Raw genomic sequence first — 16,086 nt, 5'->3', positions numbered from 1 at the left:
ATGAGTGCAGGTCATCCATGGACCTCGCCCTCTGCATCTCGGTCACCCCGAAGGACACCTCCCACCTCGGCGACGAAGACCTGGCCGAGCTCGACAGCCCGGAGCTTCGGGACGCGGTCGTCCGGGCGCTCGAACGCCTCGGCTGCGTGCGCGTGTGGGACACCACGACGATGTCGCCGAAGGAGATCGCCGCGGAGCGCCGGCCCGACCTGATCTTCAACCTCTCCGAGGGGATTTTCGGGACCGGCCGTGAAGCCCAGGCCCCTGCCCTCTTCGAATGGCTGCAATGGCCGTACGTGGGCAGCGACCCGGTGACGCTCGGAATCACGCACGACAAGTGGTACACGAAATGCATTCTCGACCGCGCCGGCATTCCGACGCCTCGCGCCGAGGTGATCCATCGCCCGCTCGATCGCGCGCTCGGCCTGGGTTTTCCCGTGATCGCGAAGCCCGTCGCGGAAGGGGCTGGCAAGGGGATCTACGATGCGAATGTGGTCGACGACGACGCGGCGCTCGCGGCGATCGTGAGCACGTGCCTCGATCGATATCGACAGCCGCTGCTCGTGGAGGAGTTCTTGCCGGGCAGGGAGTTCACGGCCGCGGTGATCGGCAATCGAGGGTCGTTCGAGGTGCTGCCGCTCGTGGAGATCGATTTCACGGCGATTCCGCGGAGCCCTCGGCGCGTGTATGGCTACGACGCGAAGTTCACGTGGCACAGCACGAAGCACATGCTCTGCCCGGCGAAGGTCGACGGCGGGCTCCAGCGTGAAATCGAGTCCCTGGTGATCCGCACGTGCGAGGTGCTCGGGATCCGCGACTGGGCGCGGGTGGATCTGCGGCTCGACGGCGCGGGAAAACCGTACGTGCTGGAGATCAACCCGCTGCCGGGGATTTACCCGGACCTCGAGTACATTTCGTGCTTCACGAAATCGGCGTATGCCGCGGGGATGACGTTCGAGGGGCTCGTCGAGCGGCTCGTGCGGACGGCGACGGAGCGGTATCGGTCGGATTGGTTCTTGCCGCACAAGGTGGGGAGGCGGCGAGAGGATGGATGAGGGCGGTGGTGCGCGCGTGGGTGTGGCACGAGGCGCCTCGTCCAGCGTGGGGGGAGTGCCTTGCGCTGGCGCAACGGCCGGTAGGCCATCTGCATGGCGTGTCTTGCGCTGACGCAAACACTCTCCGGCGCTCGCCAGGACCTCTCTTGCGCTGACGCAAATGCCTTCCGGCGCTCGCCAGGAACCCTCTTGCGCCGACGCAAACGCCTGCCGGCGCTCGCCAGGGACCCTCTTGCGCCGACGCAAACGCCTGCCGGCGCTCGCCAGGAACCTTCTTGCGCCGACGCAAATGCCTTCAGCCACTCGTCAGGAGTCCTCTTGCGCCGACGCAAGCACCACCGCGCAGGCGCGACCGCTCGACTTGCGCTTGATCGCACGCTGTAAGAAGCCGGAGGGCGCCCTCATCTCCGGCGGCTCGGAGAAGGCTGACGGGCAAGACGTCCCACCTGCCCCCCGGTCACCGCGAGCATGCCCTTCGTCCGCCATGGTATGAAGCGCGCACCTGCATGAAAAAGCCGACCGGACCGCTACCCTTTCCCCCGACGCGACGCGATCCGGAGAGCGGCTTCACGGCGCACGGAAAGCGCTTCGACGATCCGTACGCCTGGCTCGAACGGCTCGACGACGCCGAAACGCAAGGCTTTATCGCTACGCAGGAGGCCGTGACGCGCGGCATCCTCGACGCGGTGCCGGGGCGCGACTGGCTCCGGGACGCGGTCGCTCGCTCCGCGCGATATGCGCGGCTGTCGCCGCCGATTCGTAGGGGCCCAAACGGTCGCGAGTTCCTCTGGCAAGCGGATGCGGAGGACGAGAAGCTCAAGCTCCTGATGCGGCGTGAAAAAGGCGCGCCGCTCGAAACCGTGCTCGACCCGAATACGTGGCCGAGCGACGAGGCCCTCGTTTTCGCCGTGCCCTCGCCCGACGGCGCGCGTGTCGCGTTCGGGAAGGCCGTGGGCAGCACCCACGAGGCGCAGATTCACGTGCTCGACGTCGAAACGGGGCGCCTTTTGCCCGATCGACCTCGCGGGACGGGCCACGCCTCGCTGGCCTGGCGACCCGACGGATCCGGCTTCTTTTATTCGGCGTGCCCCGACCCGGGCGAGGTGCCCGCGGGCGACGAGGCGCACTGGAACGCCATTTACGAGCACCGGCTCGGCTCGGACGCGCCGGCCCGCCGGGTCTTCGGGGACGATCACGACAAGGAGTACTGGTGCTCCGTCAAGGTCAGCGAGTGCGGCCGGTTCGCCGTGCTCTTCAAATGGGACTTCGTGCACGCGAACGTCGTCTACCTCCTTCGCCTCGCCGACGACGCGCTCTTGCCGGTGGCTCCCGCGATGCGCTCGCTCCATCAGGTGCAGGTGATCGGCGATTCGCTGCTCATCCATACCGACCTCGACGCGCCGCGCGGTCGTGCCTGCGTCGCGTCGCTCGCGGCGCCGACGGAGTGGCGGACGATCCTCCCCGAAAACGAGGACACGCTGCAAACCGTCGCCGGGGTCGGCGGCCGGCTCTATGCCGTCTATTGCCAGGCGGCCTCCCATCGCATCCGGATTCACGCCGCGGACGGTACATATCTCCGCGAGCTCGTGCTGCCGGCGCTCGGATCGGTCAATCGCAATGAAGGCGAAGGCGTCGTCAGCGGCGTCAGCGGCGCCTGGAGCGGCGACGAGGTGTGGGTGAGCTTCGAGTCGTACGTGCAGCCGCCCTCCCATTATCGTTACGACTACGCGACGGACCGCCTGACGCCCTACCACGTGCCCGACGTCGCGCTCGACCCTGCGGCGTACGTGACAAACCAGGTGTGGTACGCGTCGCCCGATGGCACGCGGGTCTCCATGTTCATCATCCACCCCAAGGACCTGCCTCGCGACGGAAAAATGCCCGTGCGTCTGAGCGCGTACGGCGGATTCAACGTCTCGCTCCAGCCGCGCTTCACGGCGGTCACCGCCGCCTGGCTGAAGCTCGGCGGCGTGCTCGCGTTCGCGAACATTCGAGGCGGCGGCGAATACGGGCGTGCCTGGCACGAGGCCGCGGTGAAGACGCGGCGGCAAAACGCGTTCGATGATTACATCGCCGCAGCGCGTTTTCTCGTCTCGGCCGGATACACGACGCCTGCGCGGCTCGCCTCGCGCGGCAACAGCAACGGCGGCGTGCTCGTCGCCGTCACCGCCATGCAAGCGCCCGAGGCCTTCGGCGCCGTGTTCTGCCGCGCGCCCACGCTCGACATGCTGCAATTTCCCAAATTCGGCTTCATGAGCTCGGCGACCGTCGAATACGGTTCGCCCGACGATCCCGTCGAGGGCGCCTATCTCGCCGGGTATTCGCCCTATCACAACGTTCGATCGGATCGCCGTTACCCCGTGATCACGTTCGTCCCGGCGCTGAACGATCGGATCGCGCCTCCGTACGATTCCCTCAAAATGGTCGCACGGCTCCAGGCGGAAAACACGCGCGGCGGACCGTATCTTTTGCTGCCGCTCCGGGCCTCGGGCCACGGCGGCGGCACCACGATGACGGCGCTCGTCGAACAAGACGTGGACGAACTGAGCTTTTATTGCTGGGCGCTCGACGTCGCGCCGCCCGCGGACGCGGCGGGTGCAACGGGCGCGGCGGGCGGGGCAGACGTAGCGGGCGCAGGTTGACCCGGCGCCGTCTCACCGATCGGCGCGCCGCTGCCTTTCGTCCGCCATCCGCCCGCGAAAAACCCGAGCGATCCATCCGATTGCCGCACCGTCACCGGCGGTGCCCAGTAACTCTTCGGCGGCGGCACCTCCCAGCGACCACGCCGCCACACCCAGCGCCGCCGCTCCCACGTCCACTCGCCGTCGATCCACACTTCCTGTTTGCCCGGCCGCGCCGGCACGATCTCCACGCGCGCGGCTGGCGGCGGATACGGCACGAGCACCGGCGCCTCGCGCACGTGCGGGCCGATCTCCGGCAGCGGGAGCGGCGAGCCGCCGCAGCCCACGAGCGCCACGAGCGCGACGAGGATCAGCCCCCGGCCCATCCGAAAAACGCCTCGACGGCCACACGGCCGAAGAAAAGATACTCGAGCGTCGCGAGCGCCAAAAACGGCCCGAACGCGACGCGCGCCTGTCCGAGCCCCTCGCCCGCTTCCTCGGCGAGCGGATCCTCGGCGAGCTCTTTTTCCGCCTCGGCGCGCTCCTCCGGCGTCATCGCCGCGAGCTCCTTGCGGATCTCCTCGCGCTCGAGCCGCACCGCCTCGGGCTCCTCGATCTTGCCGCGCACCGCGAGCACGCCGATCGCCGCGAGCGTGCCCTGCACCGCGCCCGCGCAGAGCACCACGAGCGCGCCTCCCCAGCCGAACCACGCGCCCGCGAGCATCAAGAGCTTCGCGTCGCCGAGCCCCATCCCCACGCCGCCCCGCAAGCGCGGGTAGATCACGATGAACGGCAGCCAGACGATGGCAAACCCCACGGCCGCGCCGATCAACGAGTCGACGAACGAGAGCTCGCGCAGCGAGGCCGTCGCGAGGCCGAGCACGGCGCCGCCGAGCGTGATCTCGTCGGGCAAGATCATGTGCTCGAGGTCGATGAACGCCGCGGCCACGAGGCCAAGCGCGAGTGCGAGGTCGGCGATGTAGATGGCGCCGGCGCGCGCGATCGAGGTCGTCGGATCGAGCGGTGCGATGATCACGTGCACGATCGCCACGGAGAGCAGGCCGCCGATCGCCTCGACGAGCGGGTAGCGCGGCGAGACGGCTGCGCCGCAGCAGCGCGCCTTGCCGCGCAGAAAGAGCCATCCGAGGACGGGGATGTTGTCCCACGGCCGGATCGGGGTCTCGCACGCGGGGCAACGCGAGGCGGGCCTTACGACGCTCATCCCGCGCGGAACACGGTAAATCACGACGTTCAGGAAGCTGCCCCAGAGCAGGCCGAAGACCAGCGCGAAGCCGTAGAGGAACGTGAGGGGCAGATCGCCGAGCATCAGCACGGGAGGCGCAGCATAGCGCGAGGCTTTGCCGTGGCGCGCCGTGTCTGGCATAAACCGCCGTCCCCGCATGAAAATCCCGGGAAACGAGACCAACGCCGCGCTCCTCTGCGCCCTCGTCGCGCTCGCGGGCTGCACCTCGGGCGGAGGCGGTTCCTCCACGGGCGGCGCCGACGGCGGGCCGGCCGTCGTGCTCTCGCCGAAGGGCAAGGTGCTCGAAGCCGCCGAAAACCAGGCCGATCCAGACGCCGGCGCGTCGAAGGCGGAGGCCGCGAAGAGCGAACGCGTGGACATCCCCGGCGGCGCCCTCGTCGCCGGCTCGACTCCGGGCGACAAGGGGCGCGATCCCGTGCTCGAACCGGCCGAGCTCGAGGTGAAGCTCGGGCCCTACGCGATCGATCGGTACCTCTACCCGAACGACCCGACGAAGCCGCCGCTCACGGGCGTGTCGCGCGGGAAGGCGGCCGAGCTCTGCGAGCAAGCAGGCGGGCGGCTCTGCACGGAGCTCGAATGGGAGCGCGCCTGCAAGGGGCCCGAGGGGACGACGTACGCAGGCCAGGCGTCGTGGGACGCGAAATGCGCGAAGGAGCCGGCCTCGTGCGCGTCGGGCTTCGGCGTGCTCGGCATGGGCGCGGCGTACCGGGAATGGACGGCGAGCGAGGTCTTGCCGATCGAGGACATGCAGCCGCGCGCGGCGGCCGTGCGCGGGGCGCGCGGGAGCGCCGTGGGACCGGATCATCGCTGCGCGCATCGGACCGCGATCGATCCGGGCGCGAGCGCGGAGGACCTCGGCTTCCGCTGCTGCCGCGGCGCGCCGAACGCGGCCACGATCCCCTCGCCGCAATGGGAGCAGACCTACCGGCGCGTGGAGCTGCCGGCGAAGGAGCTCGGGGAGATGTTCGCCTCGGTGCCGGCGCTCTCCACGCTCGACCGGGAGATCACGTATTTCAAGGAGCCGGACGACGTGAACGTGGTGCTCGCGCGGGGCGACGCGGGCGCGCCGCCGGCGAACACGGTGCTCACGACGTCGCCCTTGCTCTGGAACCCGGTGCCCGGCGAGCAGATCGTGGTGCTCGCGGGCCGCGCCGCGAAGGACTCGTTCGTCGTCGCGTTTTACCGTTTGCCGGGGGATCGATACCGCATCGCCTCGACGCTCGTGCTGAAGGACGAAAAGGGTCCGATCTCGCTCGGCTTCAATGGTTATGTGCGCAAACGTTTGTCGTGGGCGAGCTGCTGGGATTGCCGGGGGGAATCGGGGAACGTGACATACCGAGACGACGGGCGCGTCGTGATCACGCAGAAATGACCATGAAGCACGCGCTCGCGCTCTGCATCGTCGGAGGCGCGCTCGCCGCGTGCAAGAAGGCGCCGCCCCCGCCCGAGGACAAACCGCCGCCGGTCACGGCGAGCGCGAGTCAAGCCGCCGCGCCCCCCGCACCTCCGCCTCCGCAGGAGAAGGTGCCGACGCTCATGCCGGAGCCCTTCGCGCCCCTGAAAAGAAGCCTGACGGCGACGGTCCACGTCATCGACGGTGCGGTGCTCGTGGCCGAGGGCGTGCGCGTGGGCCGGGTCGAAGGCGAGACTGTCAAGTGGATCGGCCAGGTCCCGGACGACAACAAAGACATCGGCGGGACCGAGATCCGGGCTGTCTGGGGCTCCTGGCCGGACGGCGTCGATGTGTATTCGTCGGGCAAACGCGGCTACGGGTGGCGCCCGACGATCTTCCCGCTCACGGGGAAGGGGTCGCGACTCGCGTTCGGCGACGACGACGGCGGCGGCTGGTTCCAGGGCACGGCGCGCCTCGGCCCGACGACGATCGTGGCCTCGGGGTCACGCAAGGGCCGGCGCCGCTCGGTGATTCGAGGGCCCGTGCGCCAGTTCGAGCCGATCTCGGCCGAGCAGGGCGGCTGCAAGCCCGAGGAGGTCCCGAAATCGCAGGAGCCCGTGCCCCTGGCCCTGCCCTATTGGTGGATCAGCGCGACCGGGGCCGGCACGTTCATGACGATCGGCAACCTCTGCAACCGCGAGAATGCGCTGGCCGTGGAGGTTTGGGATCAAGAGGGGGCGTCGCGCATCGTCGAGCTCTCCGGCATGGTCAAACCAACGGGTGGCGTCGGGGCCGTGCCGGTCCCCGGAAAAGGCGACGAGCTGTGGCTCAGCACGAGCCCCGTGATCCATTACAAGGCCGGGACGTTCGAGGCCTTGCCGCCGATCGGGCCGAGGCTCCAGAAGCTCTTCGTTTCGCCGTCCGGCAAGCTCCACGCGCTCGCGGGCCGCGGGATCTTCCGCTTCGACGAGGGCCGGTGGACCCGCATCGCGAACCTCTCCTATCCCCTGACGTTCAGGTCGATCGGAATGGACGACGCGGGGACGATCTGGGTCCGGTACGCCTGGCCCGCCAGGCTGCGCGAAGTAAAAAACGAGCCCCCTGAAGACGCATGCACGACGCCGTTCGTGTACGTCGGCGAGATGCCCTTGCCCCAGGGCGCCTCGTACACGTTCCGAACGACCATTGACGCGCTCACCACGTTCCCCGCGCTGTCCGAGATCCGCGGCATCGAATACATCGAGGGCGGCGGCCAGCACTTCGGTATTCAGGTGAAGGACTGGGCGCAGGCCGACGCCGTCATCGCGCACATCCGCGCGAACGTGCCGGACGCGTCGCCCGAGCGGCTCTGTTTTGCCCCGACCGTGCCGAATGCGGTCGAGATCAAACGAGAATGAACCGACGAGCGGTGGCGCCCCTCGTCACGGCGACGCCAGGTAATCGTGATAGTGGTGAAAATACTTCACGAGACGCTCGGTCGCGTCGGCGAACTCCGGAAAATCGAGCGATTCGGTCGGCAGCTCCGCGCAGAGCACGACCTCACCCTGGCCGCCGAGGGCGAACTTCGCGATGCGCATGTCGCGGTTCAGGAGCAGGAGCCGGCGCGGCAGCTCCGGCGAGGGCTGGATGCGCGAGGAGAGCACGGGCAGGAGCGAGAGCAAAAGCCAGTGCTCGCTGCACTGGATGAAGTAAGGGGGCAGCGACTCGTTGCCGGGCCGCCGAGGGAAGACGCGCAGCGTCGTCTTCGGGCCTTCGTCCTTGACCTCGTAATCGAGCCTCTCGAGCCAACCGCGGACCGTCTCGACGTCCATCGCGACGGAGCCTAGCGTTCTTCCGGGCAAGATGCGACGAGACAGAGCCGGGCCCGGCCATCCGCCTCGTGCGTCGTGTCGAGCCGGCCGCCGAGCAGCGTCGCCGCGATGCGGGCGCAGTAGAGCGAGAGCCCCCGGCCATACGCCGCCTGGATGTACCGGCGACGCTGCGCCGGCGGCGCGCCCGTGGGCGGCGGATCGACCGTGAGCTGCGATCGCGAGGCGTAACGGACCTCGACGCGCGCCTCCGCCCCGTCCTGCGTCGCCGACACGACGAGCCCCGTCCGCGGCGTCGCGCGCTCGATCCCGAACGCGATGAGGTTGTCGATCGCCCGCGCGCAAAGCGCCCGATCGCACCGCACGATCACTTCGCCATGCCGGAGCGCCGGATCCAGGGCGAGCTCGACCTCCGCCGCCTCCGCCTGCTTGCCGAGCCGCCCGATCGCCTCCCGCCCGAACAGGACGAGGTCACATGCCGATGGGGCGCCCGCATGCCCACCTCGGCGCGCCACGAGATCGATGTTGCCCGCGAGGCGCCGCAAGACGTCGCAAAGCATCTGCGCGTCGGCCAGCGCCTCGTTCGTCTCCGCGCTCGTCCCCGGCGCGAGGGTGCTCTCGAGGAAACTCAGGTTCGTGATCAGCGCGGCGATGGGGTTGTTGAGGTCGTGGGCCATCACGGCCATCAACTCCTCAAGCGATGCTTCGCCGCCTGGGTCGGACATAGTCGGCCAGGATACCGCGATCGGCCGCGCAGAGCACGGAAACGATGCAACGTCCGAGAATTATCTCACAAGGAAAGGACCGCGGCCTCGCCGCGCTCGGCGACGCGGGCCGAGATCAGCGTGAGCAGGCTTTTTCTGCGTTCGTCGAGGTCCACGAGGGTGCGCGGCGAGACGAGCCAGGTCTCGAACGGCCCTGACGCGAGCAAATCCCGCGCGTGGTCTCGATCGAGCGCGAGGAGGGCTTTTTGCAGGCCGCGCGGGAAACGCGTGACGGGGCGGAGGCGCGAGAGCAGGACGTCGAGCGCGCGAGGATCGACCTTCGACGGGAACGCGGCAGCATTGTCGGTGAGAAGGATCGACCCGGCGACGTCGTCGAAGTGGACCGAGCGGCGCAGGACGTGGCCAGCGAGGTAGTCGAGGACGAGGGTCTCGACGTAGTCGGCGAGGAGCGAGGAGGTTTCGCCGGGGAGCGGGTCGGGCGAGGCGGCCCAGCGGGCCCAGGTCTCCGCTTCGAGGGAGTTTTCGAGCGTGACGTTGTGGCCGGCCGGCAAGGACCACGCGCCGGGGCCGTCGCCGCGGCCGGGGGCGAACATCAAGGCGTCGACGGTGCCGTCGTTCTGCACGGCGGCGTGGCGCGAGAGGTAGTCGCGCAGGTCGCGCTGGCCCGCGAAGAGGGCGCCGAGCTCGCCCGTGCCGATGCGCCGGAGCACGGCCGCGGGGACGACGCGCATGCCGAGCGCCCGCGCGAGCCGCTCGAACGCGAGGCTGCGCCGGTACGCGACGGGGTGCTCCGCGAGCGCGAGCAGGATCCGCGCGGGCGCCAAGCGGGGCGGGTCTTGCCGTTCGAGCGTGACGTCGAACATCCCCGGCCGGCTCCAACCGACGAGCGCGACCGACTTGATCGGGGCGTGCAGAAGCTCGCGGCGCACGGGATCGGCCTCGACGTCGAGCTCCTTCGGTGCGGGCCTTGGGGCGGCGCTCGCGGCGGGCGTCAAGCTCGTGACGATCGCAGCGGACGGCGCGGCCTTCGCAGAGGCCTTCGAATCGCCCTCCGTGGGTTGCCCTTCCCGCGCACAGGCCCCGAGGACGAGCGCCGCCGCGGCGATCCGCGAGAGCGCGCCGCCCGGGCTCTTCATGCGAGCACGCGCTCGCGGAGAAACTTCTGGATGCGGTCGCGCACGAGGTCGGGGCGCTCGATGGGCACGGCGTGGGAGCCCCCGTTCACCATGAGCAGCTCGCCGTGCGGCAGCGCAGCCGCCATCTCCTCGGCGTACCGGGGCGGCGTGAAGGTATCGCGATCCCCCGCGAGCACGAGCGCGGGCACGGTGACCTTCGGCAAAAGGTCCGCGGCCGAATGATCGCCGGCGGACCGGAGCATCCGCAGGAACATGGAGACGTCGATGTCGACCATGTGCTTGAGGTACGGCATCACGTCGTCGGGACGGATCGACCGATCGATCTCGCCCGTGAGCATCGCGAGGCGCAAGGCCGCCTCGGCGGGCACCCTTCCCCAGAGCGCCCGCACGATCTCGGGGTGGGCGTCGACGCGCGCGATGAGCTTCGGCAGCATCTGCGCGAGCACGTCGGTGCCCTTGAACGTGTGGGTGATTCGCCCCGGCGCGCCGCAGATCAGGACGAGCGCGCGCACCTTCTCGGGCCGGAGCCGGTAGGCTTCGAGCGAGACCTGGCAGCCCATCGAGTGGCCCACGAGCACGACCTCGGGGTCGCCCACGGCGCGCCGGACCGTATCGAGGTCGTGCGCGTGGTCGATGAGCTCGATGCGCCGGGAATCGGCGGGAAGGCTGCTACGGCCGTGGCCGCGGTAGTTCCAGTGCGCGACGCTGGCGACGGAGGAGAGGTCGTCCCACAGGTATTTCCAGATGAACCCGTCGCAGGCGATCCCGTCGGTGAGCAGGACCGTGAGATCCGAGGGGCCCCGCCTGCGCCGCACGAAGAGGCGCGTCGTGTCGGGGGCAATGGCGAACGAGGCGGTCTGGGGGGCGCTCCCGCTCGAGGGAGGGGGAAGACTGCTCGTCGTCAATCGCCGAGATCCTCTTCGCCTTCACCGACCTCGTTGACGCTCGGCAGCTTCTTGATCTCCAGCCGGGCGAGTTTCCACGCGCGCTGGACCACCCACGACAAAGACCGATCGAGCCGCGCCGCTTCTTCCTTGATCTCCTGGAGCATCGACTCCGGGAAGTAGAGACTTTGCTTCCTTTTGTCGGTCTTCGACGCCTCGTTGTTCTTCGCCAGCGTGTCTTTGTCGTTCATGGCTCCCCGAAGGCGTGAGCTAGCTACAAGGGAATACCTTAGCGCACGCGGGATGCACGAGGAAGCGCCGCGGGAGCAAGCTCACGCTCACCCAGTGGTCTTCCCCACATTGAAAACGTCGAAATCTTACCTTCCGCCGAACCCCACGTCCGTCCACGCACGGACGCTCCGCTCTCGTCAGCCGGCATGGTAGGTTTGCCTCATGTCGGGCGATTTCGTGCTCGTCGTGGATGCGGATCTCTCCGCTTACCGGGCGCTCGTCGAGGGGCTGCCGTCCGATACGTACGACGTCGTCTCGGTCGCCACCGCGCGCGCCGGATTCAACGTGGCCTGCGCCCTCGAACCGCACGTGATCGTGGCCTCGCTGGATCTGCCCGACGCCGACGCGCTGGAGCTCGCCTCGGTAATCCGCGGCCACGATACGCGCGTCGCCTACACGCCGCTCGTCGTCCTCACGACGTCGGACACGGAATCCACGCGCCTCGCCGTGCTCGGCAGCGGCGCCGACGTCGTGCTCTCCGCCCCCATCGATCCCGCGGAGCTCGTCGCCCAGGTGAACGCCATGATCGCCATGGGCGAGCGCATCCGCGAGCTCGAACGCGGCCAGTCGATCCTGCCCCCCGCGAGCGACGGCGAGGCCTTCGCCGTGCTCGGCGACCCCACGAAGATGTCGATCGCCAGCGTGCTCGGCGCCCTCGAGCTCGAACAACGCAGCGGCGAGCTGCGCTTCTCCAGCGCCACGAGCCCGAGCCGCCTCGCCATGTACATCGCCTCCGGCATGATCGTCGGCGGGACGCTCGACAAGGAGCACATCTCCGCGCTCGAAGCCCTCAAAGCGGCGCTCACGTGGTCGGGGACACAGTTCGGCTTCGTGCCACGCGAACCGACGCCGCCGCCGCCGGGCGCACAGCAGCTCGGGGCGCTGCTCATCGCGGCGTTCAACGAGACGGAGCCGAGCGATCGGCTGGCGCACGAGATCGAGGCGAGCCAGCGGCTCTTCAGCGAGACGGCGGCGAGCCTGAAGCTCACGGAGTCGATCGCAGGGCTGCGCGCGGCGGCGAGCCTCAAGTTCGGCGAGACGGCGTCGGGGCTAAGGCTCGAAGATACGGCCGCGGGGCGGAAGTTCTTGCGCGACACGGCGGCGGGGCTGCGGCTCGGGAGTACGGTCGCAGGGACGCGGCTCGCGGAGTCGGTCGCGGGGATCAAGCTCGGGGATACGGCAGCCGGGATCCGCATGGGGACCACGACGAGCGGCAAGGTCGCGCCCGTGCTGCCCGCGCCGCCGGCACCGCCTGCGCCGCCCGCGCCGCCTGCGCCGACCCCGGCGGAGCTCACGAGCACGCTGACGAGCTTCGATCAGCGCACGACGCCCACGCCAGCCGTGCCCGAGTCCGAGCGGACGTCCACGCGTGTGCGCAGCGCGAAGCCCGACCTCGCCGCCGAGAAGGCGGCCATGCGAGGCACCTTCCGCGGGCTCGAGGTCGAGCAGGTGATCAAGTCGTCGCGAAACGGGAGCTAGGCGAGCGCCCCTCTCCCGAAAGGGGGGTTTGGGGGCGTAGCTCGGCTCGTCCGAGCGTAGCCCCCAAACGGTGAATGAGGGGATGAGGGAGCGAATCGCTCAGGCGATCGCCGCAGGCTCGACGATCCGCCCCGCGATCGCGCTCGCCGCGACGACGAGCGGGCTCGCGAGGTAGACCTTCCCGGGGCCGGATCGACCAGGGAAGTTGCGGTTGATCGCGGAGACCGTGACTTCGTCGGCGGTGAACGACACGCCCGGCCCGGCCTTGATGCACGCGCCGCACGAAGGGTCCACGAGCTCGGCGCCCGCGCGCTGGAAGATCTCGATGTAGCCCTTCTGCTCGGCGTACCTGCGGATGTCCTGCGAGCCGAACTGGATGTAGAGGTGCACGCCGTCGGCGACGCGCTTGCCCTGCTCGACCGCGGCCCGGAGAACCTCGGCGTACATGTCCATGTCCGCCTTCTTCCCGCCCGTGCACGAGCCGCCGTAGGCCACGTGGATCTTCACGTCGCCGCCCGCGACGTCGGTGAGCGAGCGCAGAGGCACGCCATTGCGCGGGTCGCCCGGGGTCGCGACCATCGGCTCGATCGCGCCGAGATCCACGTCGAAGACCGCCATGTACGTGGCGCCCTCGTCGGCCCGCACGATCTGCGCGCGCACCGCGTCCGCGTCGAGGCCGCGTTGCTTGACGAGGTACTCCACGACGACCTCGTCGGCCTCGATGATGCCCGTGAAGCCGCCCGCCTCGACGGCCATGTTCGTGAGCGTCGCGCGCTCGTCGAGCCCCATCGCGCGCACGCCCTCGCCCGCGAACTCCAGCACCTTGCCGATGCCCTCGCCGCTCTTCCAGAACGGCTGCGAGAGCAGGTAGAGCATCACGTCCTTGGCGGTGACGCCGGGGCGCAGCTTCCCGTGCAGGTTGAAGCGCGCCGACTCGGGTACGGCGACGCGGATGTCGCGCGTGAGCCACGCGTTCGCCATGTCCGTCGAGCCGACGCCAAACGCGAAGCATCCGAGCGCGCCGGCCATGCACGTGTGCGAGTCCGTGCCCGCCACGACCTGCCCGGGCAGGGCGATCTCCTCGATCACCTTGTTGTGGCAGATCGCCTCGGACCCGACGGTCTTTCCGTCTCGTACGACCTCGCCGTAGAGCTTCACGCGGTGCTTCTGGGTGAACGTCTCCTGCACCGTGGCGAGCGAGGCGGCCTGCTCCTGGAGGCCCATCTTCTTGTGCGCCTCGGGCATCACGAGGTCGAGGAACGTGAGGTGATCGCGGAACGCGTACACGCTCTCCGGCGCCTCGACCTTCGCGTCGGGGCCGAAGCCGGCGCGGAAGAGCGACTCCGCCATCGGCGTGACGTACTCGTGCGAGAAGCGGACGTCGGTGCGCACGAAGAGCGAGTCGCCGGGCTTGACGGCCTTCACGCCGAGCGCGCCCGTCTTCGCGTCGACGATCGCGCGCGAGGCGAGGATCTTCTCGCAGAGCGTCATCGGCCGCGCCGGCGTGTCGAGCGTCGGCGGCGAGACCTCGCCGGCGAGGCGCGCCTTGTTGTACGTGAAGAGGCCTCCGTACTCGACGACGTCGCGGCTGATCGGGTCGAGCCCGCGCGTGAACTCGGAGATCGGGATCTCCTCGCCGCGCTTGACGCGGTCGAGCACGCTGAAGTCCGTGGTCGTGAGCAGGCCGATGTTCTGGCAGTTCTGCCCGTAGATCTTCTCGATGCTCTTGGCGACGACGATCTGGATGCCCGCCTCGCGCTCGGAGTACGGCGCCGTCTCGCGCGACGAGCCGCAGCCCTTCGAGCGGCCGCTGACGATCACGCCGAAGCCGCCGTTCTTGATGGAGTCGCGCTCGATGAGCCCGCCGCGCAGGCCGACCAGGCAGTACCGGGCGAGCGTCTCGTCGTAGTAGTAACAAACCCAGCCCGGCGTGAGCTCGTCGGTCGAGATGTTGTTCACGAGGGCGTGTCGCTCGGGCTCGAACTCGATCGAGCCTCCGGCGAGCTGCGCGCGGAGCGCCTCGGGATCCTCGGTCAGGTACAGGATACGTCCGCTCGGGCGGACCGATGTGCGACGGGGGATGGGCATGTTCCTCCTCGACCCTCACACGGCGAGAGAACGGAACCTCTCGCGCCGTCCCGGTGATTTATCCCGATCCCGACGCGGGATCCAAGGCGGACTTTCCGCAAATTTTTCGCGCACCTTGACGCATCGTGGCAGGACGCGATCTACCACCCGCCGCAGTCGACGTCGTCGAGCCGGATCCCCTTCAGCCACTCCCAGCCGAAGCGACCCCGACCGACCTCCACGAACACGTCTTGCCCCTCGTGCAGCGACGCGAAGAGCTCGCGCGCGACCGGCAGCTCGATCGGCGCGCTCTCCCGCGGCAGGCCGTCGAGGTGCACGAAGTACGACGTGCTGGTCTTGTACGAGCGTGATCCCTTCGAGGAAACGCGCGCCTTCAGGCACGTCGGCCGATCGGCGTCCATGCGGCCGTTCATGGCGATCGCGGTGCCCGCGCCCGAGAGCGGCATGGCGAGCAAGAGGAAGCAGAAACACGCGCCGAAGAGGCGAAAGCTCACCGAGCGGCCGCGCACGAGCACGCCCACGAGCGGCAGCACGCAGAGCCACGCGAAGAGCCCGAGCGCCACGCCCACGATCGTCGCGCTGCTGCCGAGCGGGTAATACGCGCCGCGCGCCCACGAAAGGAGGTAAAACCCGACGAACGCGAGCACGGCCGACACCACGGCCGCAATCGGACCGGCGAGCCAGAGCGGCGGCAAACCGGGCCTCGCGCTCGGCGCCGGCAAGGCTTCCGCGATCGCGCCGAGCTCGCCACACGCCGCGCGCAAGGCGCCCTCGTCGAAGCGCTCGCCCGCGTCCCGCAGGGCGAAGAGCTTGCCGCCGCCGTCGTGGATCGCGACGGACGAGAAACCTGCGTCGAGCAGCGCGAGGACCTTCTGCCGCACGCGCGCCTCGCCGAGCACGCGCTGGACGTCTCCGTCCGGCGCGTCCGACTCGACGTACACGGCGGCGTCGAAGGCGGCGTCGCCCGTCTGCACCTCGCGGTTGATCCGGAGCTTCTTGCCGAGCATGTCGAGCGACGTCTCGCGACGGATCACGATCGGCAGCCGCGCCGCGGCGCCGCTGCCCGCGGCCTCGACCTCGAACTCCGCCCGCCCCCCACGCCCATAACGGAGCCGAAGCACGAACGGCTGACCATTCGCCGTGACGCGCAGCGCGCCGCCTTCGCTCTCCGCGTCGACGGACTGGCCGAGCGCGAGGAAGCGTCGATCGAGCTCCGCGCGCTCCGCGTCCTGCTTGCGCCCGAGCCTCAGCAGAACGAGCACGAGCACGGCCGCGAGGCAGAGGCAAAGGACGAGGGCGACGGCGAGCACGAGGCCTATCCTAGCGTGGTACCCTGCCGGGG

General features: G+C 69.6%; 14 protein-coding genes. 5 read left to right on the top strand and 9 right to left on the bottom strand.

Annotated features, from left to right (window positions below; all coding sequences use genetic code 11):
* The first annotated feature begins 17 nt into the window (after positions 1 to 17).
* On the top strand, positions 18 to 1,055 hold the full coding sequence (locus QHF85_RS04300) for an ATP-grasp domain-containing protein (protein WP_281325750.1): 1,038 nt from the start codon (positions 18 to 20) through the stop codon (positions 1,053 to 1,055).
* Positions 1,056 to 1,561: 506 nt separating this feature from the next.
* Entirely contained in the window at positions 1,562 to 3,697 is a 2,136-nt protein-coding gene (locus QHF85_RS04295; protein ID WP_281325749.1) for a prolyl oligopeptidase family serine peptidase, read from the top strand.
* On the opposite strand, the gene QHF85_RS04290 is transcribed toward QHF85_RS04295, so the two are convergent.
* On the bottom strand, positions 3,607 to 4,062 hold the full coding sequence (locus QHF85_RS04290; protein ID WP_281325748.1) for a hypothetical protein: 456 nt from the start codon (positions 4,060 to 4,062) through the stop codon (positions 3,607 to 3,609). The genes QHF85_RS04295 and QHF85_RS04290 overlap by 91 nt on opposite strands.
* Positions 4,047 to 5,003, bottom strand: coding sequence for a prepilin peptidase (locus QHF85_RS04285; protein ID WP_281325889.1), 957 nt, complete (start codon positions 5,001 to 5,003; stop codon positions 4,047 to 4,049). Before QHF85_RS04285 ends, QHF85_RS04290 begins: the two co-directional genes overlap by 16 nt.
* 73 nt (positions 5,004 to 5,076) lie before the next feature.
* Between QHF85_RS04285 and QHF85_RS04280 the strand changes: the two genes are divergently transcribed.
* Together QHF85_RS04280 and QHF85_RS04275 are read left to right on the top strand one after the other, a co-directional pair.
* Positions 5,077 to 6,312 (top strand): SUMF1/EgtB/PvdO family nonheme iron enzyme, encoded by a 1,236-nt coding sequence (locus tag QHF85_RS04280; protein WP_281325747.1) that lies wholly within the window; start codon positions 5,077 to 5,079, stop codon positions 6,310 to 6,312.
* Between the two features lie 2 nt (positions 6,313 to 6,314).
* Complete coding sequence (locus QHF85_RS04275) at positions 6,315 to 7,730, top strand: hypothetical protein (protein ID WP_281325746.1); 1,416 nt, start codon at positions 6,315 to 6,317, stop codon at positions 7,728 to 7,730.
* 24 nt (positions 7,731 to 7,754) lie between these two features.
* Here QHF85_RS04275 and QHF85_RS04270 read toward each other — a convergent pair whose 3' ends face one another.
* The 5 genes from QHF85_RS04270 to QHF85_RS04250 form a co-directional block, all read right to left on the bottom strand.
* Positions 7,755 to 8,144 (bottom strand): YbjN domain-containing protein, encoded by a 390-nt coding sequence (locus QHF85_RS04270; RefSeq protein ID WP_281325745.1) that lies wholly within the window; start codon positions 8,142 to 8,144, stop codon positions 7,755 to 7,757.
* 11 nt (positions 8,145 to 8,155) lie between these two features.
* The gene (locus QHF85_RS04265) at positions 8,156 to 8,827 is read right to left on the bottom strand and encodes a hypothetical protein (RefSeq protein WP_348652713.1); all 672 of its coding nucleotides are present in this window, start codon (positions 8,825 to 8,827) and stop codon (positions 8,156 to 8,158) included.
* A gap of 104 nt (positions 8,828 to 8,931) precedes the next feature.
* Entirely contained in the window at positions 8,932 to 10,002 is a 1,071-nt protein-coding gene (locus tag QHF85_RS04260) for a hypothetical protein (protein ID WP_281325743.1), read from the bottom strand.
* Positions 9,999 to 10,907 (bottom strand): alpha/beta hydrolase, encoded by a 909-nt coding sequence (locus QHF85_RS04255; RefSeq protein WP_281325742.1) that lies wholly within the window; start codon positions 10,905 to 10,907, stop codon positions 9,999 to 10,001. Before QHF85_RS04255 ends, QHF85_RS04260 begins: the two co-directional genes overlap by 4 nt.
* On the bottom strand, positions 10,904 to 11,137 hold the full coding sequence (locus QHF85_RS04250) for a TIGR04563 family protein (RefSeq protein WP_136926995.1): 234 nt from the start codon (positions 11,135 to 11,137) through the stop codon (positions 10,904 to 10,906). The genes QHF85_RS04255 and QHF85_RS04250 overlap by 4 nt, the downstream gene beginning before the upstream one ends.
* 202 nt (positions 11,138 to 11,339) lie before the next feature.
* On the opposite strand from QHF85_RS04250, the gene QHF85_RS04245 reads away from it, so the two are divergent.
* Complete coding sequence (locus QHF85_RS04245; RefSeq protein ID WP_281325741.1) at positions 11,340 to 12,656, top strand: response regulator; 1,317 nt, start codon at positions 11,340 to 11,342, stop codon at positions 12,654 to 12,656.
* Between the two features lie 99 nt (positions 12,657 to 12,755).
* On the opposite strand, the gene QHF85_RS04240 is transcribed toward QHF85_RS04245, so the two are convergent.
* Positions 12,756 to 14,744 (bottom strand): aconitase family protein, encoded by a 1,989-nt coding sequence (locus QHF85_RS04240; protein ID WP_281325740.1) that lies wholly within the window; start codon positions 14,742 to 14,744, stop codon positions 12,756 to 12,758.
* 140 nt (positions 14,745 to 14,884) lie between these two features.
* Positions 14,885 to 16,054 (bottom strand): hypothetical protein, encoded by a 1,170-nt coding sequence (locus tag QHF85_RS04235; RefSeq protein ID WP_281325739.1) that lies wholly within the window; start codon positions 16,052 to 16,054, stop codon positions 14,885 to 14,887.
* Positions 16,055 to 16,086: the final 32 nt, after the last annotated feature.

The organism is Polyangium sp. 6x1, from assembly GCF_029946515.1.
GTDB lineage: Bacteria > Myxococcota_A > Polyangia > Polyangiales > Polyangiaceae > Polyangium.
Note: the sequence above shows the minus strand (reverse complement) of the source record. Positions and strands in the feature narration are given on the sequence as shown.

Coding starts and splice junctions, on each gene's coding strand:
- QHF85_RS04275 (WP_281325746.1), top strand. CDS start 6,315: ATGAAGCACGCGCTCGCGCTCTGCATCGTCGGAGGCGCGCTCGCCGCG.
- QHF85_RS04290 (WP_281325748.1), bottom strand. CDS start 4,062: ATGGGCCGGGGGCTGATCCTCGTCGCGCTCGTGGCGCTCGTGGGCTGC.
- QHF85_RS04250 (WP_136926995.1), bottom strand. CDS start 11,137: ATGAACGACAAAGACACGCTGGCGAAGAACAACGAGGCGTCGAAGACC.
- QHF85_RS04285 (WP_281325889.1), bottom strand. CDS start 5,003: ATGCTCGGCGATCTGCCCCTCACGTTCCTCTACGGCTTCGCGCTGGTC.
- QHF85_RS04300 (WP_281325750.1), top strand. CDS start 18: ATGGACCTCGCCCTCTGCATCTCGGTCACCCCGAAGGACACCTCCCAC.
- QHF85_RS04265 (WP_348652713.1), bottom strand. CDS start 8,827: ATGGCCGTGATGGCCCACGACCTCAACAACCCCATCGCCGCGCTGATC.
- QHF85_RS04260 (WP_281325743.1), bottom strand. CDS start 10,002: ATGAAGAGCCCGGGCGGCGCGCTCTCGCGGATCGCCGCGGCGGCGCTC.
- QHF85_RS04295 (WP_281325749.1), top strand. CDS start 1,562: ATGAAAAAGCCGACCGGACCGCTACCCTTTCCCCCGACGCGACGCGAT.
- QHF85_RS04240 (WP_281325740.1), bottom strand. CDS start 14,744: ATGCCCATCCCCCGTCGCACATCGGTCCGCCCGAGCGGACGTATCCTG.
- QHF85_RS04280 (WP_281325747.1), top strand. CDS start 5,077: ATGAAAATCCCGGGAAACGAGACCAACGCCGCGCTCCTCTGCGCCCTC.
- QHF85_RS04270 (WP_281325745.1), bottom strand. CDS start 8,144: ATGGACGTCGAGACGGTCCGCGGTTGGCTCGAGAGGCTCGATTACGAG.
- QHF85_RS04245 (WP_281325741.1), top strand. CDS start 11,340: ATGTCGGGCGATTTCGTGCTCGTCGTGGATGCGGATCTCTCCGCTTAC.